Annotated in this window: 17 protein-coding genes; 6 read left to right on the top strand and 11 right to left on the bottom strand. The window is 67.2% G+C overall.

What is annotated here, in order from left to right:
• Positions 1-132: 132 nt before the first annotated feature.
• Positions 133-921, bottom strand: coding sequence for a hypothetical protein (locus ACAG21_RS27375; RefSeq protein ID WP_370499389.1), 789 nt, complete (start codon positions 919-921; stop codon positions 133-135).
• Positions 922-1,251: 330 nt separating this feature from the next.
• Between ACAG21_RS27375 and ACAG21_RS27370 the strand changes: the two genes are divergently transcribed.
• Positions 1,252-3,204: a DHA2 family efflux MFS transporter permease subunit gene (locus ACAG21_RS27370; RefSeq protein WP_370499421.1), complete on the top strand. Its 1,953-nt coding sequence runs from the start codon at positions 1,252-1,254 to the stop codon at positions 3,202-3,204.
• 3 nt (positions 3,205-3,207) lie between these two features.
• Here the strand turns inward: ACAG21_RS27370 and ACAG21_RS27365 are convergent, their stop codons facing one another.
• Both ACAG21_RS27365 and ACAG21_RS27360 read right to left on the bottom strand, forming a co-directional pair.
• Complete coding sequence (locus tag ACAG21_RS27365; protein ID WP_370499388.1) at positions 3,208-6,618, bottom strand: TM0106 family RecB-like putative nuclease; 3,411 nt, start codon at positions 6,616-6,618, stop codon at positions 3,208-3,210.
• Positions 6,619-6,676: 58 nt separating this feature from the next.
• Complete coding sequence (locus ACAG21_RS27360; RefSeq protein WP_370499420.1) at positions 6,677-7,261, bottom strand: LppP/LprE family lipoprotein; 585 nt, start codon at positions 7,259-7,261, stop codon at positions 6,677-6,679.
• Between the two features lie 122 nt (positions 7,262-7,383).
• Here ACAG21_RS27360 and ACAG21_RS27355 point away from each other — a divergent pair, with 122 nt between their 5' ends.
• Entirely contained in the window at positions 7,384-9,102 is a 1,719-nt protein-coding gene (locus tag ACAG21_RS27355) for a DEAD/DEAH box helicase (RefSeq protein ID WP_370499387.1), read from the top strand.
• Positions 9,099-10,238 carry an acyltransferase family protein gene (locus tag ACAG21_RS27350; protein ID WP_370499386.1) on the top strand — a complete coding sequence of 380 codons (1,140 nt, stop codon included), beginning with the start codon at positions 9,099-9,101 and terminating at the stop codon, positions 10,236-10,238. Before ACAG21_RS27355 ends, ACAG21_RS27350 begins: the two co-directional genes overlap by 4 nt.
• On the opposite strand, the gene ACAG21_RS27345 is transcribed toward ACAG21_RS27350, so the two are convergent.
• The 5 genes from ACAG21_RS27345 to ACAG21_RS27325 form a co-directional block, all read right to left on the bottom strand.
• The gene (locus tag ACAG21_RS27345) at positions 10,235-10,813 is read right to left on the bottom strand and encodes a TetR/AcrR family transcriptional regulator (protein WP_370499385.1); all 579 of its coding nucleotides are present in this window, start codon (positions 10,811-10,813) and stop codon (positions 10,235-10,237) included. The two genes, ACAG21_RS27350 and ACAG21_RS27345, sit on opposite strands and share 4 nt — an antisense overlap.
• Positions 10,813-12,054, bottom strand: coding sequence for a cytochrome P450 (locus ACAG21_RS27340; protein ID WP_370499384.1), 1,242 nt, complete (start codon positions 12,052-12,054; stop codon positions 10,813-10,815). Before ACAG21_RS27340 ends, ACAG21_RS27345 begins: the two co-directional genes overlap by 1 nt.
• An 89-nt stretch (positions 12,055-12,143) precedes the next feature.
• Positions 12,144-12,410, bottom strand: coding sequence for a hypothetical protein (locus ACAG21_RS27335; RefSeq protein ID WP_370499383.1), 267 nt, complete (start codon positions 12,408-12,410; stop codon positions 12,144-12,146).
• Between the two features lie 204 nt (positions 12,411-12,614).
• Positions 12,615-13,970 carry an FAD-binding oxidoreductase gene (locus tag ACAG21_RS27330; protein ID WP_370499419.1) on the bottom strand — a complete coding sequence of 452 codons (1,356 nt, stop codon included), beginning with the start codon at positions 13,968-13,970 and terminating at the stop codon, positions 12,615-12,617.
• A 33-nt stretch (positions 13,971-14,003) separates the two neighbouring features.
• A complete protein-coding gene (locus tag ACAG21_RS27325; RefSeq protein ID WP_370499382.1) occupies positions 14,004-15,251 on the bottom strand; it encodes an MFS transporter in 1,248 nt (415 codons plus the stop codon).
• Between the two features lie 72 nt (positions 15,252-15,323).
• Between ACAG21_RS27325 and ACAG21_RS27320 the strand changes: the two genes are divergently transcribed.
• Genes ACAG21_RS27320 through ACAG21_RS27310 form a run of 3 tightly spaced genes read left to right on the top strand, consistent with a single transcriptional unit; the run spans position 15,324 to position 18,379 of the window.
• Positions 15,324-16,160, top strand: coding sequence for a uracil-DNA glycosylase (locus ACAG21_RS27320; RefSeq protein WP_370499381.1), 837 nt, complete (start codon positions 15,324-15,326; stop codon positions 16,158-16,160).
• Positions 16,161-16,166: 6 nt separating this feature from the next.
• Positions 16,167-17,297, top strand: a complete 1,131-nt coding sequence (locus ACAG21_RS27315; RefSeq protein ID WP_370499380.1) for an FAD-binding protein — start codon at positions 16,167-16,169, stop codon at positions 17,295-17,297.
• Between the two features lie 38 nt (positions 17,298-17,335).
• Complete coding sequence (locus ACAG21_RS27310; RefSeq protein WP_370499379.1) at positions 17,336-18,379, top strand: LLM class flavin-dependent oxidoreductase; 1,044 nt, start codon at positions 17,336-17,338, stop codon at positions 18,377-18,379.
• Here the strand turns inward: ACAG21_RS27310 and ACAG21_RS27305 are convergent.
• The 3 genes from ACAG21_RS27305 to ACAG21_RS27295 form a co-directional block, all read right to left on the bottom strand.
• Positions 18,376-22,344 (bottom strand): diguanylate cyclase domain-containing protein, encoded by a 3,969-nt coding sequence (locus tag ACAG21_RS27305; protein WP_370499378.1) that lies wholly within the window; start codon positions 22,342-22,344, stop codon positions 18,376-18,378. The genes ACAG21_RS27310 and ACAG21_RS27305 overlap by 4 nt on opposite strands.
• Before the next feature lie 112 nt (positions 22,345-22,456).
• Entirely contained in the window at positions 22,457-22,909 is a 453-nt protein-coding gene (locus tag ACAG21_RS27300) for a nitroreductase family deazaflavin-dependent oxidoreductase (protein ID WP_370499377.1), read from the bottom strand.
• A gap of 10 nt (positions 22,910-22,919) precedes the next feature.
• Positions 22,920-23,348, bottom strand: a complete 429-nt coding sequence (locus ACAG21_RS27295; protein ID WP_370499376.1) for an HIT family protein — start codon at positions 23,346-23,348, stop codon at positions 22,920-22,922.
• Between the last annotated feature and the right edge of the window lie 32 nt (positions 23,349-23,380).

The following is a 23,380-nucleotide window of genomic DNA, read 5'->3' as shown; positions in this document are numbered from 1 at the left end:
CCTGCGACTCTGCGCACCTCGGTCGACGAGGTACCTCACACCCGCGGCGGACTGGTACGTTTCCGCCCCATAAAGGCTAACCCTTCGCTGTTGATTCGCCAGCGAGACCTTGGGAACCGGGGGGCCGGCGGGCTACCGGCTCGCCTCGGACACCGGCGGCAACACGTGCAAGGGGTTCGGCCAGCGGACCGGCGGTGGGCCGAACGCCTGGCGGGCATTGTGGATGATTTTCTTGCCGATCATGCGATTGCCGCCGCCACCGACCACGGCACCGATGCCGACCGGCAGCATTTTGCCGAACATCAACGCGCCGCGCCGCAACGCGTACCGCTTGACGAAGTACCCGAGCATGCGCGTGTTGAGCCGGCCCAAGCTCGACAGCGGCAGTGAGGCCATGCCTTCGGCCAGCCAGCCGCCACTGGTGCGCGCCGGACCGATCAGCTCGCCGATGGCCCGCTTGCTGTCGTCACCGACCAGGACCGACAGCACCAGCGCGCGGCGCCGTTCGTAATGATCGGCCGGGATGCCGTAGACCAGGGCGGTCGACAGCACGAAGATGGCCGTCGCTTCCAGGAAGAACACGGTTTCACCGGCGCCCGCCGACAGGGCCGTCAACGTGCCGACCCCGGGGAAGGTCGCCGCCGAACCGACCGCGGCACCGCTGGCCATCAGCGCGGTCAGATAGCGGTTTTCCAGCTTGGTAACGATCTCGGCCGGGCTCGCGCCGGGGTTGGCCCGCCGTAGCCGGGCCACCAGGGCTTCGGCGGCGGGGCCCTGGGCCCGCGAACTACGCTCGATGACCTGCGCCAATGCGCGGGTCGAAGCCTTCGGGCGGCCGGAGCGGCCGGTCGGCACGTGCTCCGGTGGTGGCTCGGTTCGTCTCAGGGACCACGGCCCTGGCCTATTGCGTCGCGCGCTCATAGTGCCTCTCCTGCGATTGGCGTCTCTTCAGGCTAACGCGAGTTTGCTGAACGTGGCGCCGGCCGCGATTCGTGCGCGTCAACCCCACCGCGGACGGCGGACGGCCGGTCGACCCGGAATAATGCAGGCGGGACACCGCTCGGTGGCGATGCGGCCGTTGGTCGGCTGCAGTTGGGGAAATCGTGGCGTGCGGGCGGTATCACACCTGCTCACGGCGGCAAGCCGGTCGTCGGGCGCTTAAAGCGAGGTGAGTGCATGACCGGGGCCGCTTCCGGGGTCACGTCCGGGTCGTCCGGGGGAGCCCGGCGCGCGGGGCCCAGCCGTGCCGACATGGCGCCGGAGCGCAAGTTCCTCGCGCCCTCGGGGCCGCGCGGCCGCGACAACCCGTGGCTTGCCCTCTTCGCGATGATGATCGGGTTCTTCATGATCATGGTCGACTCGACCATCGTCGCGATCGCCAACCCGACCATCATGGCCGACCTGCATATCGGCTACGACGCGGTCATCTGGGTGACGAGCGCCTACCTGCTCGGGTACGCGGTGGTGTTGCTGGTGGCCGGCCGGCTGGGGGACCGGTACGGGCCGAAAAATCTCTACCTGATCGGCCTGGTGGTGTTCATCGTCGCCTCGATGTGGTGCGGACTGGCCGGTAGCGCAGGCATGCTTATCGCCGCCCGGGTGGTGCAGGGGATCGGGGCCGGGGTGCTCACCCCGCAGACGTTGTCCACGATCACCCGGATTTTCCCGCCGCACCGGCGCGGGATCGCGGTCAGCCTGTGGGGCTCCACCGCCGGCGTCGCCAGCCTGGTCGGCCCGCTGGCCGGTGGCGTGCTGGTGGACGGGCTGGGCTGGAAATGGATCTTCTTCGTCAACATCCCGATCGGTCTGGTCGGGCTGGCACTGGCGGTGGGGCTGGTTCCCGAGCTGCCCACCCGGGCGCATCGGTTCGATCTGGTCGGCGTCGCTCTGTCCGGGGTGGGCATGTTCTTGATCGTGTTCGGTCTGCAGCAGGGCCAGTCGGCTCATTGGCAGCCATGGATCTGGGCGACGGTCGTGGCCGGCGTCGGGTTCGTCTCGGCCTTCGTCTACTGGCAGTCGGTGAACACCCGGGAGCCGCTGATCCCGCTGGACGTGTTCACCGACCGCGATTTCAGTCTGTGCAGCCTCGGGGTCGGCATCACCTCGTTCTCGGCGACCGCGATGATGTTGCCGCTGACCTTCTATACGCAGATGGTGTGCGGGCTGTCGCCGACTATGTCGGCCCTGGTGATCGCCCCGATGGCGATTGCCAATGGCGCGCTCGCGCCGGTTGTCGGCCTGATCGTCGATCGGTACCACCCACGGCCGGTGCTGGGGTTCGGCTTTTCCGTGCTCGCGATCTCGCTGACCTGGCTGTCGTTCGAGATGACCCCCGACACGCCGATCTGGCGACTGCTGTCGGCGTTCTTCCTGGTCGGTGTCGGGATGGCGTTTGTGTGGTCGCCGCTGACGGCCACCGCCACCCGCAATCTGCCACCCGAACTGGCCGGAACCGGATCCGCCGTCTACAACTCGGTGCGCCAGCTCGGGGCGGTACTGGGCAGCGCCGCGATGGCCGCGTTCATGGCGTGGCGTATCGGCGCCGAGATGCCGGCTGAGGTGTCCGAGCGCGATGCGGCCGATGGTGCTATTCCGTTGCAGTTGCCCGAATTCGTGCGCGAGCCGTTCGCGGCGGCGATGTCACAGTCGGTGCTGCTGCCCGCGTTTATCGCGTTGTTCGGGATCGTCGCCGCGCTGTTCCTGGTCGGCTTCGCGTCCTCGATGATGTCGCGCACGCGCATGGGCGCCGCGCCGTACGACGATCACGATGATGACGACGACTATGTCGAAGTCATCCTGCGCCGCGAGCAGAGCAGCGAGCCCGCGCCCCGCGCCGCGAGCGGACCGCCCCGGTCCGCTGTAGCACCGCCCCGGTCCGCTGTAGCACCGCCCAAGGCCTCGGTAGCACCTGCTGAGGAGCTGCACACCGATCCCGCCGGGCCGCGCCGCCACCGTCGCGACGATTCACCGTCGCGGCCTGAGCCGATTGGCTTCGCCCACAACGGATCTCACATCGATCGCGACAAGCGGCATCGGCCCATCGTCGAGCTGCCGCCGCACTGGCACGGCCCGGCCACCCGCAGCGATCGCAGCGCCCCGTCGCCGGGTCGGCGGGTGAACGGCTCCTTGCGGCCGCCGCGGGGGCAGCGCTATGGCCCGGACGACGATCCCACCGGCCGGGGCCGGCATTCCTCGGGCAGTTAGCCTTCAGCCGCTCGCCGTCAGCGCCAGAAAGCCGCCCAACTCCAGCAGGCCGGCCGGTGTAGGCGGCAGGTATTCGGTCAGCAGCTCCGAACGCACGATCACCGCTGCGTACTGCGCCCGACTGACCGCGACGTTGAGCCGATTCCTGTTGAGCAGGAACGAGATTCCGCGTGGCACTTCATCGGCCGACGATGCTGTCATCGAGATGAAGACCACCGGTGCCTGTCCGCCCTGGAACTTGTCGACGGTCCCGACCCGTACCGCATCCAGACCCACGGCGGCCAGCCGCTGGCGCATCAGTGACACCTGAGCGTTGTACGGTGCCAACACCAGCACGTCCGAGGCGGCCAACGGCCGGCTGCCGTGCTCGTCGCTCCACGACGACCCGAGTAGGCGGCCGATCTCGTCGACGATGGCCTCGGCCTCCTCGCGGCTTTCGATCGAATTACCTTGGTGGCGAACGGAAATCACGCGCACACCGGGGGCACAGCCGTCGAGGCGGCGGGCGGCGGTGCGCTCGGTCACCGACTGCAGCCTGCCTTCGTAGGACAGCGTGGACACCGCGGCGCAGACGGCGGGGTGCATCCGGTAGGACAGATCCAGGAAGTAGCCGCGCTCATCGGGCAATGTGCGGTGACCGTCGACCAGCCAATCCAGGGCGGAGGTGTCGACGGGTTCGGGATGGGTGCCCTGGCTGACCTGCGGTAGCTGCTGAGGGTCCCCGAGCAACAGCAGATTACGCGCAGACGGCGCCACGGCGATCGTGTTGGCCAGGCAGAACTGGCCCGCCTCGTCGATCACGAGTAGATCCAAGCTGCCCGGCAGCACTCGATGGGCGTTGGCGAAATCCCAAGCCGTGCCGCCGATCACGCATCCGGCGTGAGCCGAGATGAAGGCGCCGTATTCGCTGCCGTCGATCTCCTGCCAGCGCGGCGCGTGGTGATCGTACTTCTTTTTCGCGACCCGGCTAGGTTCCAGCCCGGCGTCGATCACGGCGTCCAGCAGGTTCTCCACCGTGGCGTGCGATTGCGCCACTACACCCACGCGCCAGCCGTGCTCGGTGACCAGGCGGGTGATCACCGCGGCGGCGGTGTAGGTCTTTCCGGTCCCCGGCGGCCCGTGCACCGCAAGGTAGGACGACTCGAGATCCAGTGCCGCCGCGGTGATATCGGCGATCGTGTCGGTGCCGCGCGGCAGCGGGCTTTTCGTGCGGGGCGCGCAGCGCAGCAAGACGTCGATCATCGCGGTGCGGGGCAGTTGTGGCAGGCCGGCGGCGACCGCGATCGCGGTGGACTCGATCGACTCGCGCAGCGCGGTCGTGGGCAGCGGCGGACCGGGCGTCAGTGCAAAGGGCAGTTGGTGAAAAGTGTTGCCGTCGCTTCCTATTCGTTCGAGGATGACGACTTCGGTGGGCACAGCCGGATCGTCGACCTCGACGACGGTGGCCCGTCCCGCCGCGCGCCGGTCGGGACTGTCGGTCATGCTCGCCGGCGCCGGCGCCTCGTAGAGTGCGAAGACGTCACGCACCAGGTCACCGCGGGCCAGCTCGCCGCGCATCCTCACCCGTCGCTGCGGCTTGCGGGCCTTCGGCGGGGTATGCCAGTCCACGCTGACCGATACGCTGCCCGGTGCCGGGTCGGCGACGAATACGTCGGTGTTGTCCGCCCATTCGTCGACCGGGAAATTCAGCCGGTCGAAATGCGCCCACCAGAACGGTTTGTCCTCGCGCCGGTGGTAGCCGCGCGCCGCGCCCACCAGTGCGACGGCGACCTGTTCCGGCGTGCGGTCGCCGACGGCGGCGTCCCCGGTGAACGCCGCCAGTGTGGCCGCCAGCTCGTCGTGGTCCTCGACGGTGCTGCCGCCGGAAACCGGTTGGGCACCAACGGGAGTGACGCCGGATTCCCACGCACGCACCAGCAGCCAGTTGCGCAGCTCTTGGGTCGACCGGCAGTCGTAGTGGTTGTAGTCCTCGATCTCCTTGAGCACGGTCTCGGCCTCGTCGGCGCGGCCGGTGTCGCGCAGTTCGCAGGACTTGGCGTAGGAGGTGATCGAGTCGGCGGCGGTGGTCACGTCGCCCGAGCGCAGTTGTGCTCCCATGTACAGCGGCTCAAGGGCCTTGAGGCTGAACGATTCGGCGCCGCATCGAATGCTCTTGCGCACCAACGGATACAGGTCCACCAGCGTCCCGCTGCGCAATAGGTCGTCGACTTCGTCCTCGCCGACGCCGTAGCGTCCGGCCAGCCGCAACAGCGCGGTCTTCTCGTACGGCGCGTAATGGTAGATGTGCATGTTGGGCCGGCGTTTGCGGCGCTTTTTCACCATCGCCAGGAAATCGATCAGGGCCTTGCGCTCGTCGACCCGATTGTGCGCCCACAACGGGCTGAATTTCCCCGCGGCATCGAGCACGCCGAACAGGTACTCTAGCCCCCAATCCTGGCCGTCGGCGGTCCACAGCGGATCGCCCTCGAAGTCGAAGAACAGATCACCGGGGTCGGGCTCCGGCAACAGCGTCAGCGGCTGCGGATCGACCACCTCGAACTGCGCGATACCGGTATCCCGTTGCCGTACTTGTAGTTTCGCTTGGGCGGTCAGCTTGGCCACCGCGCTGGGAGCCAAATCGGGCACCGGCCCGCAGTGCCGGGCCAGGTCGGCGACCGTGTTGATCCCGGCAGCAATCAGCCTGTCCCGCTGGCTGACGCGCATGCCGGCCACCCGCAGCAGATCATCGGTGGCCTGCACCTGCTCGACGCACAGCGGACACCGAAAACACGCCCGCACCCCCTCGTCCTCCCAGCGCACGGCGGCTGCCCCGGCGTGGTGCTCGTCGAGCAGCCGCTGCAACTGCACGCGCTGGGAACGAAAGACTGGGATCAGATCGCAGACCCGATAGCGCACGACCGAGCCGTCGCCCAGCCGCAGTTCGGCCTCGTCCGCGACCGCCACGCCCATCCGGGTCAGTGCGTCGGCATAGGCCGCCAGCTGCAGTAGCGCGGTGACCTTGGGGGAGCGGGCCAGCTTGGTGTCGACGAGCCGATACTGCCCGCCGTCGGCGACCAGGAAGTCGGCGAACCCGACGAAGCGACCGTCGAACATCGCGGCTTGATACACCACCGGAGCGTGGTTGGCGATCGCGCGCCGGGTCGCCGCGGCGGCGGCGGTCAGACCGGCCAGCGTGTAGGCCGGACGCCCGATGACCGCGACGCCGTCCGCGAACTCGTCGCGCAGCCGGTCGAGTTCGCGTCGCTCGTGGTCGTCACCAAGGGCGGCGGTGCGCGCCAGCAACTCGTCCTCGACGTCGACGGCGGGCCCCCGGCCCAGCTTCGCGTCGAAATTCCGGAGCAGCGCGTACTCGCATCGGGCGGCCGCGGCCAGGTCCGACGCGCTGTACACAATGCTGTCGTCGGTGACGAACACAGCAGCCACTGTAGGTGAGGTGGCCGACAGCGACGCGGTTGCGCGAAGGCGCGCCGGGTCAGTGCCCGGGGCCGTTGCCGATCAGCTCGACGGTGTTGCCGTTCCAATGGAATCGGACGTTGGTGTTCAGGCCGTTGATACCGCTGGGATAGGTCAACGCAACCGTGTCGCCGGTGGTTTGCGCCGCGTCGATGCCGTTGAACCCGTAGGTGTCGGGCACTCCCTGCGGGATGAACTGGCCGAGATGGAACAGCACCGCCCGGGTGGTCGCGTTGACCGCGTTCGTGTTGGCCTTGATGATCACCGCGGAAAGCTGTGCGCACTGGTTGTAATTACCGGCCAGCGGCTCCGGGTTCCACGCCTGCTGACTGCGCGGATCGCGGGGCAACTCGGAGACCACCTTCGCGATCGTGGGCGAGGTCAGGTCGACCGCGCAGGGGTCGGCCGGCGCGCTGGAACCCGGCGACGCGATTTCGGTCGGCTTGGGTGTGGCGGGTGCGGTGATCGACGCGGTCGACGTGGTGGCCTGCGGCGTCTTGGCCACCGTCGAATCTCCCGAACCGCAGCCGGACAACGTCACGGCGAGCAGGACGCCGACGGTCAGTGGCTCGACACGGCACGGTAGGCACCACACATCGCGCAACCGTACCGGCATCGCGCGCGCCGGTGTGACAGGCATGCCGCGCGCCGTGGCGCCCGGTCGATGTCACGTCCCACGCGCCCAGCTGCGCTGTGCTCGCGGCCACCACTAAACTTCTTCCCACGATGACAGTCCCCGACGGCACGCCTGACGCGGCCGCTACTTCGTTCGCCGACCTGCAGATTCATCCCGACGTCGTGCGGGCGCTCGCCGATGTCGGCTACGAGTCGCCGACCGGAATCCAGGCGGCGACCATTCCGGCACTGATGGCGGGTTCGGACGTGGTCGGCCTGGCGCAGACCGGCACCGGCAAGACGGCGGCCTTCGCGACCCCGATCCTGTCCAAAATCGACGTCACCAGCAAAGCAACCCAGGCCCTCGTCCTGGCGCCCACCCGCGAACTGGCCCTGCAGGTGGCCGAGGCGTTCAGCCGCTACGGCGCCCACCTGCGGCAGCTCAACGTGCTCCCGATTTACGGCGGGGCGTCCTACGGCGTGCAGCTGGCCGGGTTGCGCCGGGGCGCCCAGGTGGTGGTCGGCACGCCGGGCCGCGTGATCGACCACCTCGAACGCGGGACGCTGGACCTGTCCCGGGTGGACTACCTGGTGCTCGACGAGGCCGACGAGATGCTCACGATGGGTTTCGCCGAGGAAGTCGACCGCATCCTGAGCGAAACTCCGGAATACAAGCAGGTCGCTCTCTTCTCGGCGACCATGCCACCGGCGATCCGCAAGATCACCAACAAGTACCTGCACGACCCGTTCGAAGTCACCTCGAAAGCGAAAACCGCTACCGCCGAAAACATTTCGCAGCGCTACATTCAGGTCGCCGGGCCCCGCAAGATGGACGCGCTGACGCGAATTCTGGAAGTCGAGCCGTTCGAGGCGATGATCGTCTTCGTGCGCACCAAGCAGGCGACCGAAGAGGTGGCCGAAAAGCTGCGGGCCCGAGGCTTTTCCGCGGCCGCCATCAACGGTGATATCGCCCAGGCTCAGCGCGAGCGGACCGTCGCCGCGCTGAAGGACGGCAGCATCGACATCCTGGTCGCCACCGATGTGGCGGCCAGAGGCCTGGACGTGGAGCGCATCTCACACGTGCTCAACTACGACATCCCGCACGACACCGAGTCCTACGTCCACCGCATCGGACGCACCGGCCGGGCCGGACGTTCGGGCACCGCACTGTTGTTCGTCTCCCCGCGGGAACGCCATCTGCTCAAGTCGATTGAGAAGGCCACGCGTCAGTCGCTGACCGAGTCCGAACTGCCCACCGTCGAAGACGTCAACGCGCAGCGGGTGTCGAAATTCGCCGACTCCATCACCGCCGCGCTGGCCAATCCGGGACTTGACCTGTTCCGCAAGCTGGTGCAGGACTACGAGCGTGAGCACGATGTCCCGATGGCCGACATCGCCGCGGCGTTGGCGGTGCAGTCCCGGGACGGCGAAGAGTTCTTGATGGTGCCGGAACCGCCGCGACAGCGCCGCGAGCGGCCCGAGCGTGACGGCGAGCGTCGGGAGCGTCCGGAAAAGCCAAGGGGCACAAGATCGTTCCAGACCTATCGGATTGCGGTTGGCAAGCGCCACAAGATCGGGCCGGGGGCGATCGTCGGCGCCATCGCCAACGAAGGCGGCCTGCACCGTAGCGATTTCGGCCACATCGCCATCGGGCCGGACTTCTCGCTGGTGGAGTTGCCTGTCAAGCTGCCGGCGGCGACGCTGAAAAAGCTTGAGAAAACCCGTATCTCGGGCGTGTTGATCGATCTCAAGCCGGACCGGTCGTCCGGCAAGTCCTCGGATAAGCCCCGGCGCGGTGGGCCCAAGCCGCGCAGAAACGACGCCGGATGACCCTGTCCGACGAACGGGACGCCCAAGGCGGACTCGAGCAGGTCGCGCATGTCGACCGGGTCGCCTCCCTGACCGGCATCCGCGCCGTCGCCGCGATCCTGGTCGTCGGCACCCACGCCGCCTACACCACCGGTAAGTACACACACGGCTATTGGGGCCTGGTCGGCGCCCGGATGGAGATCGGCGTGCCGATCTTCTTCGTGCTGTCCGGCTTTCTGCTGTTCCGTCCCTGGGTGCGCTCGGCCGTGGACGGAGGGGCGCCGCCGTCGGTGAGTCGCTATGCGTGGCATCGGGTTCGGCGCATCATGCCGGCCTACGTCATCACCGTGCTGTTCGCCTATGTGCTGTACCACTTCCGAGACGCCGGACCCAACCCCGGGCATTCCTGGCTCGGACTGGTCCGCAACCTCACGTTGACGCAGATCTACACCGACGGCTACCTCGGCAAGTATCTGCATCAGGGCCTGACCCAGATGTGGAGCCTGGCGGTCGAGGCATCCTTCTACGTCATCCTGCCGTTTCTGTCTTACCTGTTGTTGGTGGTGATCTGCCGGCGGCGCTGGCGACCCCGGTTGTTGGTGGGCACGCTGTTGGCGCTGTCGTTGATCAGTCCGATATGGGTGGTGTTGGTGCACACCGATCATTGGTTCGCCGACGGCGCCCGGCTGTGGCTACCGACCTATCTGGCGTGGTTTCTGGGCGGCATGTTGCTGGCAGTGCTGCAGGCAATGGGGGTGCGCTGCTACGCGTTCGCGGCCATCCCGTTGGCGGCCATCTGCTATTTCATCGTCGCGACCCCGATCGGCGGTGCGCCCACCACGTCGCCGGCCTCGACGCCGGAGGCGGTCGTCAAGACGGTGTTCTACGCGGTGATCGCCACCCTGGCGGTGGCCCCGCTGGCCCTCGAGGGCCACGGCTGGTATTGGCAGCTGCTGGCCAGCCGGCCGATGGTGTGGCTCGGCGAGATCTCCTACGAGATCTTCCTGATCCACCTGGTGACCATGGAATTCACGATGGTCTACATCGTGCGCGCCCACGTGTACACCGGGCCGATGCTGTATCTGTTCGTCGCGACGCTGGTGGTGACGATCCCGCTGGCGTGGCTGCTGCACCGCCTCACCCGGGTACGCGCCTAGTGGGTGCCGACCGGCGTGATGATCGGGACGACGAATTCCTCGATCATCGCCCGCTCGTCGTGCGCATCGCGTCCCGGATAGGTCAGCAGCGAGACGATCACCCGCACCGTCCAACGGGCTCGGCGTTCGATGGCGGCGGGATCGTCAGGTCCCAGCGAACTCAGGAACGCCGATGCCAGGGCCGCGATCACGTCGGATTGTCCGGCCAGCTCGCCACCGATCGGCGGACGGGTGGTGGCAAACCACGACGCCAATGCCGGGCTCTCGCGAACCATGCCCAGCGTGACGAGAATGCTCACCACCAGCTTTTCGCGGGGGTCCTCGATGCCGCCGGTGCGCTCAATGATGTCGCGGCCCAGCCGGTGCGTCTCGCGGTGGATGTAGGCGGTGCGCAGCGCCTCGCGGTTGTCGAAGTACCGATACAGCGTCGCGCGGGAACAGCCTGCGGCCCTGGCGATTTCGTTCATGCCGATCGAGTTCGAATCGCGTTGGGTGTAGAGCTGCCCGGCCGCGTCGAGGATGCGGTCCACCGCCGCCTCGCTGCGGCTCGAGGCAAGCCAGTCGTTACCCGGCATCAGGACTTCACGGTGATCGGCACCGACACCGGACGGCGCACGTAGCTGCCGCCCGCCCACCCGATCGAATTCTCATCGACGTCGAAATCCGGGCAGCGGGCCAGCAGTTCGGTCAGGGTGACCCGCGATTGCATCCGCGCCGCCGACGCGCCCAGGCAGTGGTGGGCGCCGTGGCTGAAGGTCAGGATATTGCGCGGGCGGCGCGTGACGTCGAGTTCACCGGCGTCCGGCCCGTATTGACGTTCGTCGCGGTTGGCCGAGCCGTACAGCAGCAGCACCCGGCGACCCGCCGAGATGGTGGTGTCGCCGATCGCCACGTCGCGTGTGGTGGTGCGGGCCAACCCCTGCACCGGCGAGGTCAGCCGCAACAGCTCCTCGACGGCGTCGGTGATGAGTTCGGGGTTGTCCACCAACAGCTTTCGCTGATCGGGCCGCTGGTGCAGCAGCGGCATCGAACCGCCGAGCATGCCGGTCACGGTGTCGTTGCCGCCGGTGACCATCGTGAAGGTGAACGCCAGAATCGACAGGGTGCCCGAGATGTCGCCCTCGGCGCCGACTCCCGCGGCGACGAGGTGGGAGATGGTGTCGTCCTGCGGCTCGACCCGGCGGCGCTCGATCAGCCCGGTGAAGTAGGCCATCATCGATCCGACCGCGTCGCCTACGGTCTCCAATGCGCCCGCGACGCCGCCGTCGGCGGTGTTGGCCGCGACGATTGCCTGGGTCCAGCCGTCGAATTGGGCCCAATCTTCCTCGGGCACACCGAGATAATGCGCGACCACCATTGAGGGCAGCGGTTTGAACAGCTCGGCGACGATGTCGCCGCCGCCCTGGGCGCGCAACCCCTCGATGCGCTCCACGACGAATTGCCGAACCTTGGGCTCGACCGCCTCCACCTGGCGAGGTGTGAACCCGCGCGACACCAGCTTGCGAAACTCGGTGTGGACCGGCGGGTCCTGCATCACGAATGGCGGGTTATCTTGCAGCCCAATCATTTCCAGGTCGCCGTAGTTGACCGTCAGGCCTTGGGCCGAGGAGAACGTCTCGTGGTCGCGCGCCGCCGCCCACACGTCGGCGTGCCGGGACAGCACGTAGTAGTCCTGCTCCGGATGTTTGGGGGGCACCACGTGATGGACGGGGTTGTGGTCGCGCAGTGCCCGGTACATCGGCCATGGGTTCGGCCAGGTATCGGCGGTGGCGAGCGCGAACATGACCGGTGCGTTATGAGACATAACTGCTGCCATGTCTCATTCGTACGACAATGGGTGCTAGATGTCAACCCTGATGAGCATGGCGACGGTCATTTGCGCGACCTTAGAACCGCCCTGCCGCGTTACCTTGACGCCTTCTCGGATTTGGGCAGGCTCGACAGCAAAGTCAAAAGGTTAAACACCACGATTGCGGCGTTGAAGTAGCTTCCGGGTGAATGCATGGCCGGAATCACCATGATGATCACGCAGTTGATCACCAGACAAATCTTCGGCCACGCTGTTTTCAACGTTCCACGGCGACCTAAAACCCACATCAGTAGCGCCAGCAGGATGACGTACAGCAGGATTACCAGAATCCACCAATACTCGGCCAACCAGCTGTTATGCATCGTTACGATTCCTTATCGACGTCGTCTCGGGCATTGATCGTGAGGCCGGGGCGCCCTTGTTGGGGCAGTAGGGAAGGCAGTTTACCGACGTCGTCGAGACGGTGAAGGCGAGCAGCACCCCGGCCGCGAGTGTGCGTTCATGTCGACGTCAATGCACACTCACCGCCCAGGACGCACACTCAACGAGCACGCCGACCGGCAGAACTAGATCGCCGCGCCGGGGTTGAGGATGCCCAGCGGGTCCAGGGCCTGCTTGATGCGCTGGTTGAGCGCCATCACCTCGGGTCCGAGGTAGCCGTCCAGCCAGGGCCGCTTCAGTCGGCCCACCCCGTGCTCGCCGGTGATGGTGCCGCCCAAACCGACTGCCAGGTCCATGATTTCGCCGAACGCGAGCTGGGCACGCGCGGCCATCGCGGCGTCGGCGGGGTCGAACACGATCAGCGGGTGGGTGTTGCCGTCACCGGCGTGGGCGATCACCGAGATCATCAGGTCGTGCTCCTCGGCGATGCGGGCAATCCCGGTCACCAGCTTCCCCAGGGCCGGAAGCGGCACCCCGACGTCTTCGAGCAGCAGCGAACCCTTGGCCTCGACGGCCGGGATGCAGAACCGGCGCGCGGCGACAAACGCCTCGCCCTCGGCCGGATCGTCGGTAGTGAAAACGTCCGTTGCCTTGTTCTCGGCGAATATCGAGGCGATCAGTTCGGCGTCCTGGCCGCCGGCGCCGCCGCGCTCGTCGGAGCCGGCCACCAACATCGCGGCGGCCCCACGGTCCAGGTCCATGCGCAAGATGTCCTCGACGGCGTTGATCGCCGCCGAATCCATGAACTCGAGCATCGCGGGCCGCAGCCGCGACGTGACGCCCAGCACCGCGTCGACGGCCGATTCCACCGAGGCGAAGCTGGCCACCACGACGCTCGAGGTGTTCTGCGCCGGCAGCAGCCGCAGCGTCACCTCGGTGACAACGCCCAGCGTGCCTTCACTGCCGACGAAGAGCTTGGTCAGCGACAGCCCCGCGACGTCCTTCAACCGCGGACCACCCAGCCGCACCGCGGTGCCGTCGGCCAGCACCACCTGCATGCCCAGCACGTAGTCGGTGGTGACGCCGTATTTCACGCAGCACAGGCCGCCGGCGTTGGTGGCGATATTGCCGCCGATGCTGCAGATTTCGTACGACGACGGGTCCGGCGGATACCACAGTCCGTGCTCGGCGACGGCCTTCTTCACCTCGGCGTTGAGCAGCCCGGGCTGGCATACCGCGGTCCGGGTGACCGGGTCGATGGTGATGTCGCGCATCTTCTCCGTCGACAGCACGATCCCGTTGGCCAGCGCCGTCGCCCCGCCCGACAAGCCGGTGCCGGCCCCGCGCGGCACGACCGGCACCCGGTGGGCGGTGGCCCAGCGCAACACTTTCTGCACGTCTTCGGTGCAGCGCACCCGGACCACGGCCAGCGGCGTGCCGGCCGACGGATCGAAGGCGCGGTCGTGGCGATAGCCGTCGGTGATGGTCGGGTCGGTGACCACCATCCCGTCCGGTAGATCGGCGATCAGGCCGGCCAGCATGTCTTCGTTGACTGTGGTGCTCACGTGCCGATTTTACGGCGCGGAATCCTCAGCAAACTCCGGCGCGCGATCGAGTTCGCGCAGCGACGGCAGCGCGCAGGCGATCAGGCCGACCACGATGATGGGCACCGCCAACGCCAGGAACGTGACCCGCAGCCCGGCGGCATCGGCCAGCGGACCGGCCACCAACAAGCCCAGCGGTCCCGCGGCGAAGGTCAGCCCCGTCATCACCCCGACCACCCGACCGCGCAGATGGTGCGGAGCCCGAGTCTGCATCACGTAGTTGTAGATCGGCTGGATCGGCCCGTAGACCAAGCCGGTCAGCGCGCACAGCACCAGGATCACCGGCAGCGGCGGCAGGAACGCGATCCCGACCGATGCGGCACCGAACGTCAGCGTCGCGGTCAGCACGGCAGTACGCCGCCGCAGATACTTCGACAGCACGGCATAGCCGAGCGCACCCGCCACGCCGCCGGCCCCGAGCGCCATCAGCGCCCAGCCCAACTCCGCGGGTTCGTGACGATCGCTGAAGTACTTGGGAAACAGCACGCTTTCCATCGGCAGATACAGCGCCGTGACAACCAGATCGACCAACGCGAGCGTGCGCAGCACGCGCATGTTCCAGACGAACCGCAAACCCTCGGCGACGCCGGACACCAACCCGTCGGGCCGGGTGGCGTGGTGCGGCTTGCCGATGCCCTCGAGCCGCAGCGCCCCAATTGCGAGGAACGACAACCCAAAACAGCCTGCCGTGATCCACATCGTGTTGACGCCGCCGACCGTGGCGATCATCAAACCGCCGATACCCGGACCCACGATGTAAGCCAGGTTGAGAATCGCTTCGTACACGCTGTTGGTGCGGTCCAGCGACCAGTTGGCCCGCGCGGCGGCCTCGGGCAGCATCGACTGACGCGCCGTCGTCCCGGCCGGGTCGAATCCGGCCGAAAGGAACGCCAATACGGCCAGCTCGGCGACATTGAGCGCATTCGCCCCGAACAGCCAGGCAATCACCGGAACCGCGGCCACCGCCATGCCGGACAACCAATCGGAGACCAGCGAAATGCGCCGGCGTCCGAAAAAGTCGACCGCGGTACCGGCGACCAGCGTGGAGAGCACCAGCGGCACCGTCATCGCCGCGGCCACGATCGACGCGTCGCGCGCGCTCTCCCGATGCTGCAGCGCCAGCCAGGGGAAAGCGACCAGCGAAATGCCGGTACCCGCGGTCGCCACCAGCGTGGCGAACAGAATCAGAAGCGCCGGACCGCGGCTGGAATGTGTCATAAATATCGCCGGGAGAATCTAACCCCAAAGCGATCGCGGCAGCCACCGAATTTCGTGCTCACTGTCGGCTGAATGCAGGATGTTCATGTGCTTGTTCATCCGAATACCGGATTGGCTTTCGATTCGCCGGTGCTGCCCGGCACCGGATGGCCCGGCGATCCGGCCGAACCCGGCACCCCGAAGGCCGCCGACGCGGCGCAGGTTCGGGCGCTGGCCGGTGCCGCCGGCGCGGTTGCGGAACTGGACGCCTTGGTCAGCGTCTGTCGCGCCTGCCCGCGTTTGGTCGCCTGGCGTGAGGAGGTCGCCGTGGCCAAACGGCGCGCGTTCGCCGACCAGCCGTATTGGGGCCGGCCGGTGCCGGGATGGGGATCGTTGCGGCCGCGAATCTTCATCGTCGGGCTGGCGCCGGCCGCTCACGGCGCCAACCGAACCGGGCGGATGTTCACCGGCGACCGGTCCGGCGACCAGCTGTACGCCGCCCTGTATCGGGCCGGGCTGGTCAACCAACCGATCAGCGTGGACGCCGCAGACGGGTTGGCAACCAAGCAGATTCGCATTTCCGCACCGGTGCGATGTGCGCCGCCGGCCAACGCCCCGACCCCGGCCGAGCGTGACACGTGTTGGCCCTGGCTGGAAGCCGAATGGCGGTTGGTGTCCGAGCATGTGCGCACCATCGTCGCCCTCGGCGGGTTCGGCTGGCAGATCGCGCTGCGGCTGCCGGGCCTCACCGCGATGCGGGCCACGCCCAAGCCGCGCTTCGGCCACGGCGCCGTCGCCGAGTTACCGTCGGGCGTGCGCTTGTTGGGTTGCTACCATCCGAGCCAGCAAAACATGTTCACCGGTAGGCTGACTCCGGCAATGCTGGACGATATTTTCATTGAAGCCAAGAAGCTGGCAGGAATTAAGTGACCCTCTATGGTTGAAGTACTGATTTCCGGGGCCAGCGTCGCCGGTACAACGTTGGCGTATTGGCTTGGGCGGCATGGCTATTCGGTGACCGTTGTGGAGCGTCACCCAGGCCTGCGCCCGGGCGGGCAGGCCATCGATGTGCGCGGTCCGGCGCTGACGGTGCTGGACCGCATGGGTCTGCTGGCCGCCGCCGCCGATCGCAAGACCGGCATTCGCGGCTCGTCGGTCGTCGACCGCGACGGCAACGAGCTGTCCCGCGACACCGAATCGACCCCGACCGGTGGCCCCATCGACAACCCGGACATTGAGCTGCTGCGCGACGATCTGGTCGAGTTGCTTTACGAGGCAACGCAGCCCGCGACCGAATACCTCTTCGACGACAGCATCACCGGTCTGCAGAACCGCGGCCTGGCCGTCGATGTGACGTTCGAACGTGCGCCCGCGCGCAGCTTCGACCTGGTGATCGGCGCCGACGGCCTGCATTCCAATGTGCGCCGACTGGTTTTCGGTCCCGAGGAGCGATTCATCAAACGGCTGGGCACGCACGCCGCGATCTTCACCGTGCCCAATTTCCTGAATCTGGACTTCTGGCAGATGTGGCACTACGGCGACACCACGATGGCCGGGGTCTACAGCGCCCGCAACAACACCGAGGCGCGCGCCATGCTGGGCTTCATGGACACCGAACTGCGTCTGGACTACCGCGACATCGAAGCCCAACTCGCCGAGGTCGAGCAGCGGATGGCCGGCGACGGCTGGGTACGCCCGCAGCTGCTGAAGTACATGCGCGACGCACCGGACTTCTACTTCGACGAGATGGCGCAGATCGTGATGGATCACTGGTCGATCGGCCGGGTGGCGCTGGTGGGCGACGCGGCGTACTGCTGCTCGCCGCTGTCGGGCCAGGGGACCAGTGTCGCGCTGCTGGGCGCCTACATCCTGGCCGGCGAGCTCAAGCGCGTCACCCAGGGCGACTGGGTCGACCACGGGGTCGGCTTCACCAACTACTTCAAGCGCTTCCACGGCTATACCGAGCGCACCCAGTTCCTGGCCACCGACAACATCCCCGGCGGGGCCCCGATCTCGCAGGAGCAGTTCGAGGCCGTCGTGAATTCGATTACGCCGAGCAACTACTAGCCGGGAACGAACCCCGCGCCGAATGCGTTGAGGCCATCGTGCGCCTTTCCGTCCTCGATCTCGTCCCGGTACGCACCGACCAGTCGACCGGCGACGCGCTGGCCGCCACCGTGGCGCTGGCGCAGAGCGCCGACCAGTTGGGTTTCACCCGCTACTGGGTCGCCGAGCACCACAACATGCCATCGGTCGGCGCGACCAGCCCGCCGGTGCTGCTGGCCTACCTGGCGGCCCAGACCTCGCGGGTGCGGCTGGGATCCGGCGGAGTCATGCTGCCCAACCACGCGCCGCTGGCCGTCGCCGAGCAGTTCGCCCTGCTGGAAGCCGCCGCGCCGGGAAGAATCGACCTGGGCATCGGACGCGCGCCCGGGTCCGACCCGGTGACGTCGTATGCGTTGCGCGGTGCCCGCTCAGCAGCCGAGCAAGATCGCGACATCGAGAACTTTCCCGAATACCTCGACGACGTTGCGGCGTTGATGAGTGCGCGCGGCGTGGTGGTGCCGTTGCGCTCCGGCGACTACCGGCTCAAGGCCACTCCGGCCGCGGCGAGTGAACCGCGGTTGTGGCTGTTGGGCTCGTCGATGTACTCGGCGCATCTGGCGGCGGCCAAGGGGTTGCCGTATGTCTTCGCACATCACTTCTCCGGCAACGGAACCGAAGAGGCGCTCGAAATCTACCGCACGCGGTTCCAGCCCAGCGCACTGACGGCCGAGCCGGTGACGTTCTTGACTGTGAACGCCGTTGTAGCCGAAACACGGGAAGAGGCAACGGCATTGATGTTGCCCAACTTGCAGATGATGGCTCGGCTGCAGACCGGACAGCCGCTGGGCCCGATCCCGCTGGTCGAGGAGGCGCAAGTGGCCGAACTGACGCCGGCTCAACAGCACATCGTGGACAGCGGGTTGGCCCGTGCCGTCCTCGGTACTCCGGCCCAGGCCGCCGAGCAGGTGCGAGCGCTGGCCGGGCAGTTCGGGGTCGACGAGGTGATGGTGAACCCCGTCGCGTCGGCTCATCGCGGCAGCGACGCGGCCAGGGCGCCCGGCCGGGTGGCAACGCTGGAGCTGTTGGCCAAGGAATTGTTCTAGTCGGCTACGCCCGCCTGCTCCGATGGTTTCGGATTCTGTTGGGGCACATTGTGACTGATCCATTCCTCGAGCTCGGCCGGCGGCAACGGCGGGGTGTGCACGAACCCCTGGGTGATCGTGCAGCCGAATCGCTGCAGTGCGCTCAACGTGACCTCGTCTTCGACTCCCTCGGCCACCAGGTCCGCGCCCAAGCTGTCCGCCAGCGCCACCGTCGACCGCACGATGGCGACCGAGCGCGCGTCTTGAGCCAGGCGCGCCACGAAAATGCGGTCGAGCTTCAATTCGTCGACCGAGACATCCTGCAAGCGCGCCAACGACGACCAGCCGGTGCCGTAGTCGTCCAGCGAGATGCGCACCCCCAGGCGCTGCAACTCGGCCACGGTGTTGCGCGACCGCGCCGAGTCGACCAGGGCGCTTTCGGTGATCTCGACGATCAGGGCGTCGGCGGGCAAACCGCGTGCCCACAGCAGCCTTTCGATCGAGCCGACGAGTTCGAGGTCGAGCAGGTTGGTCGTCGCCAGGTTCACCGCGACCGACGACGTGACACTCTTTTCGCGCCAGTACTGGATCTGTGAGAGAGCGAGTTTGAGTGTGCGATCGGCGATCTTGCGCATCAGCCCGGCTCGTTCGGCAGCGGGCAGGAATTCTTCGGGCAGCAGCACCCCGCGGGTCGGGTGGTCCCACCGCAGCAGTGCCTCGACGCTGTGCACGCTTCCGTCGCTGGTGTTGATCTTGGGCTGGTAGTACAGCGTCGGCTCCTCACCCTCGAACAGCGCCGCGCGCAATTCCTCGATGAGGTTGGGGTCGGTGTCGCGGTACAACTCGAACGCCGAGTCGTAGACCGCGATCTTGCCTAGCGCGGATTTGGCGTGCGGCATCGCAGCCTCGGCGCGACTCAGCAGGTCCTGCGGATGCTCGCAATGATCCGGGCACAGCGCAATAGCGATGCGCGCATCGACTCGTACGGTGATGGCGTCCAATGCGAATGGCTCGCTTAGGGATTCGAGCAAGCGGCCCGCCTGGGCACGGGCGCCGGTCAGGTCGGATCCCTCGGTCAGCAGGATCGCGAATTCGTCATCGGTCACCCGGGCCAGAAGATCCTCGCGGCGTACGGTGGTCGCAAGCCGGTCGGCGATATGGCGCAGCAGCTCAGCACCGAAATGGCGGCCGAGCGAGTCGCTGATCTCGTCGATCTCGTACAGCTTCACCAACAGCAACGCCTTGCGGGACGGCGTCTTGAGTGCCGGGTCGAGCTCTGTCGCCGGGGAGTCGGACATCGACGTCAGCGCGGTGGCCAATGACCGCCGGTTGGGCAACGTCGTCAACTCGTCGGTCATGGCGTGCTTGTAGCTTTCGGCCATCATGCTGACGTCACGCAATGTCAGCGAAAACCGCACTGCGGCAGTAATCAGGCTCAACGCCGCCAAAGCCGTTGCGAGTCGCGAGTTTTCGTCCAAGATGATCACCGTGAGCGCGACCGCCGTACAGGCTACCGGCACGGCGTAGGAGCCGAATCCTCGCTTGAGTGCCGGCGGTACCGACGAGCCGGGCGCCCAACTGGCCATAGCCACCAGCAGTGACGCCGCGGGCCAGGCGGCATCCAGCGTGGTACCGACCCGGTAGGTACCCGCGGCCGTCTCGAAAAGATAAACCGTGTCCGCGAGCGCAAACCCCACCAGCCCGGCTACCAGCAAGAGCCAGCGGAATTCGTTGCGCCAACCCACCACTGGCAGCATGCCGGCGGCCAGGGCCGCCAACACCAGATCTCCCCACGGGTACAGCAGCCCTACCAAAACGGTGTCCGGCGCCCGGGTTGCCGCCGCGTGGAAGGGTCCGGCCCGCAGTGCCGCTCCCAGTGCGGCCATGGCCAAACCGCATACCAGCGGATCGAGGCGAATCGGGATCGGTACGGCGGCCAGCCGTGCCCGGACGAGCAGCAGCAGCCCGAGATAGACGAAGGGGTAGAACGCCAGATACTCGGCGTCGGCCACCGATGGGGACTGCCCGTCGGGCACCTGCATGAGGTAGACAAGGTCGCCGACGGCCGAGCTTGCCATACCGAGCGCAATCAGCCACCAGGCCAGTCGATCGGCGGCGACGCGATAGGCGCGCGCTCCAATGAGGATGGCGGCCAACAGATTCAACGCCGCATACAGGATATTGGTGAAGGCGGTGTCTTTGGCATTGAGTCCGGCCAGGCTGGTCGCGGTGAAGGTAATCACACCAATTGCCAAGATCGACATAGCAATTCGGACTGGCAACGGTCCCCATTGTGGGCCGTCGGACGGATCCGGCGCCACGGCAGGCTTCGCTGCGTTCGGGTCTGCCCGCGCGGTGCGCGATGAGCCGGAGGTGCTCGAGACGGCGGCCGAAACGGGCACCCAGTCCGCCAGTTTGGCCGGCAAGGCCGAGGCAGCCGAGACCGCCGACTCGGTGGACCGCGGGAACGTATAGGAAAACGGAATGTCGGGCACAAAGCTGCGGACGCACTGTCCGCCTTCCCGTTTCGCGGTGTACATGGCCAGGTCGGCGTGCCGGAGAAGTTGGTCGACGGTGCACGCCGAGGTGGCCGTGGCCACGGTGAAGCCGATGCTGGGTCGCACCGCGACGGGCACGCCGTCGATCACGATCGGCGCGCTGAACGCCTCGAGCACGTCATGCGCGGCGGCCTCGGCCTCTTCGACGGAACCTTCGAGCAGCACCGCGAATTCGTCACCGCCAAGGCGGGCGATCAGACCGTTTTCGTGCAGGGCAGCGGTAAGCCGCCCGGCTACCCGGATGAGCAGCTCGTCACCGGCCGGGTGCCCCAGGCCGTCGTTGACCGCCTTGAAGTTGTCCAGGTCGAGGCACAGCACCGCTATCGGTGCGCCGTCTTCATTTCGAGCGGCGACGGCGTCTTCCAGCCGATGCAGGAAATGCGGCCGATTCGCCAGGCCGGTCAAACTGTCCCGAAACGCTTCCCGCGCGACCGCCGACAGCAGGTCCTGGTTTTCGGTGAGCGCGATGAATTGCCGCACCAGCACCGCGCCGACGAGAATGCCCAGCAGAGCGGTCAGCACCCCGTGCTGGGCGCGGACTATGGAGCCGAATCCGACGACCGCGGCCAGCGCCAGCGGCAGGTAGGGCAACCACAGTAGGGCGCGCGACAACACCTCGCTGCGCGACGCCGAGACTTGGGTGGTCTCATTCACGCTGGCCAAGGCGCCCAGCGTGATCATGCACAGTCCGGCTACCCGACCCAGGTCGCCCAGGTCGCTGACGTGATAGCTGCCTATCCCGGTGTCGAACACCATCGTGATGTCGGCAATGCTGATCACCGCGATGCCGGCGGCCACCAGGCTGCGGCTCGGTCGCTCACCGGGGCGGCCCCGGGACAGCATCAGGATCGCCGTCGTCAGCAGGATGCCGTCGTTGACCACCTGTGCGACCGTCGCGGTCCGCGAGCCGGTGGTGTCGCGCAGCTGCTTTTCCAGCACGAGAACCCACGACACCACGAGCAGCGAGGTGACCAGGATCAGGCCGTCGAGCACCAGCCGCCGCGAACTGTGCCGAGACACGTTGGACAGCGCCACCAAGGACGTCATCGCGCCGAACGGCCACAACAGCAGCACGATCTCCGCGGCGGCCGGGTGCGATGCGTGATCGAGCTGTGAGCGCACGTCGTAGAACGCCCAGATGAGTTCGCCGATCGCCCAACCGAGCTGGGCCGTCACCATGGCCAGCCAGCCGAGTCTGCGGCGCCCGTCGGCGAAGCGCGCCGCCCGCAGACAACATGCCGAACCGAACAGCAGACTCCCCGCCAACGCGATTTCGTCGACCGGGCGGGTCGCGTAGGCGCCTTCCCAGTTCCGGACATCTGCGATGACGATCAGCAGGCCGGCGCAGCCGTATCCCGCGACGACGAGCCAACCGAGCCGCGCGGACAGCCCGAATCGCTGCCACGGAATCCCCGTCCAGCGCTTCATTGCCGCTCCAGCCGATCAGTCCCCCCCGGGGTGAACGCATGGAGGCTTCACCAGTGCTAGGGCAGAATAAACGTCCCAGGTGGGTTAGCTGGTGCTTTTGTGCAGGTTAGTGCTATTTGGTAGGCGTTAACGCGACGATCGGGATCGGCCGCGACGTCCGGCTCTGATAGCCCTCGTACCGGTTGGCGTTGTTCTTGTTCACGATCTGCCACAGCCGCGCATAGTCGGGGTCATCCGGACCGATGCTGCGTGCGGTGACCGCGAAGCGCTTCGAGCCGACGTTGATTTCGCACTCCGGGCGCTTGCGCAGGTTGTGGTACCAGCCGGGGGCGCTGTCGCTGCCTCCGTAGGACGCGACGACCAGGTAGGAGTCACCGTCCTTGGCGTAGGACAGGGTGGAGGAGCGTTGCTGGCCGGTCTTGGCGCCGATCGTGTGCAGCAGCAGGCTGTCCGGCATGCCGGGTATGTGGTGGCCGATCCGGCCGTCGGTTTTCCGGTAGAGCGAGTCGTGCACGCGCAGCAGTGGAGCCAGAAAGATCCGCTCCAGCGTAGTGAGGTTGCTCATGAATTCAGTTCTACTGACTGGCGTCGATGCGTGCCAGCGCGTCACGCAGGATCTGCCCGGTGGCTTCGCGGTCGGGGTCGCGACGCAGCAACATCCCCTTGGCCACCGAGAGCTTGTCGCCGTTGCGGCGGGGCAGCACGTGCAGGTGGATGTGGAACACCGTCTGGAAGGCCGCACTGCCGTCGTTGATCCCGATGTTGGTCGCGTCGGCCAATTCCGTCGCCCGGGCGGCGCGCGCGATCCGCTGGCCGACGGCGATCATCCCGGCCAGCGTCGACGGCGCGGTGTCGGTCAGATCGACGGTGTGCTGTTTGGGGATCACCAGCGTGTGCCCGCGCGTGAAGGGGCGGATGTCGAGGATCGCCAGGTAGTCGTCGTCTTCGTAAATCCGGATGGCCGGAGCCTCGCCGGCGACGATCGCACAGAACACGCAGGACATGTCGCCACCGTACTGGTAGGGCAGACCCGAGG

The sequence above is a fragment of the Mycobacterium sp. pR1184 genome (genome assembly GCF_041287235.1).
In the GTDB taxonomy this organism is placed as follows: Bacteria; Actinomycetota; Actinomycetes; order Mycobacteriales; family Mycobacteriaceae; genus Mycobacterium.
The sequence above is the reverse complement of the archived record's forward strand: the minus strand, read 5'-3'. Positions and strand labels throughout refer to the sequence as shown.

Bases quoted from the DNA above. Each gene is read 5' to 3' on its own strand.
- ACAG21_RS27340 (WP_370499384.1), bottom strand. From the start codon at position 12,054: ATGGCAGCAGTTATGTCTCATAACGCACCGGTCATGTTCGCGCTCGCC.
- ACAG21_RS27370 (WP_370499421.1), top strand. From the start codon at position 1,252: ATGGCGCCGGAGCGCAAGTTCCTCGCGCCCTCGGGGCCGCGCGGCCGC.
- ACAG21_RS27315 (WP_370499380.1), top strand. From the start codon at position 16,167: ATGGTTGAAGTACTGATTTCCGGGGCCAGCGTCGCCGGTACAACGTTG.
- ACAG21_RS27330 (WP_370499419.1), bottom strand. From the start codon at position 13,970: ATGCTGGCCGGCCTGATCGCCGATCTACCGGACGGGATGGTGGTCACC.
- ACAG21_RS27325 (WP_370499382.1), bottom strand. From the start codon at position 15,251: ATGACACATTCCAGCCGCGGTCCGGCGCTTCTGATTCTGTTCGCCACG.
- ACAG21_RS27350 (WP_370499386.1), top strand. From the start codon at position 9,099: ATGACCCTGTCCGACGAACGGGACGCCCAAGGCGGACTCGAGCAGGTC.
- ACAG21_RS27300 (WP_370499377.1), bottom strand. From the start codon at position 22,909: ATGAGCAACCTCACTACGCTGGAGCGGATCTTTCTGGCTCCACTGCTG.
- ACAG21_RS27355 (WP_370499387.1), top strand. From the start codon at position 7,384: ATGACAGTCCCCGACGGCACGCCTGACGCGGCCGCTACTTCGTTCGCC.
- ACAG21_RS27295 (WP_370499376.1), bottom strand. From the start codon at position 23,348: ATGTCCTGCGTGTTCTGTGCGATCGTCGCCGGCGAGGCTCCGGCCATC.
- ACAG21_RS27320 (WP_370499381.1), top strand. From the start codon at position 15,324: ATGCAGGATGTTCATGTGCTTGTTCATCCGAATACCGGATTGGCTTTC.
- ACAG21_RS27375 (WP_370499389.1), bottom strand. From the start codon at position 921: ATGAGCGCGCGACGCAATAGGCCAGGGCCGTGGTCCCTGAGACGAACC.
- ACAG21_RS27305 (WP_370499378.1), bottom strand. From the start codon at position 22,344: ATGAAGCGCTGGACGGGGATTCCGTGGCAGCGATTCGGGCTGTCCGCG.
- ACAG21_RS27345 (WP_370499385.1), bottom strand. From the start codon at position 10,813: ATGCCGGGTAACGACTGGCTTGCCTCGAGCCGCAGCGAGGCGGCGGTG.
- ACAG21_RS27335 (WP_370499383.1), bottom strand. From the start codon at position 12,410: ATGCATAACAGCTGGTTGGCCGAGTATTGGTGGATTCTGGTAATCCTG.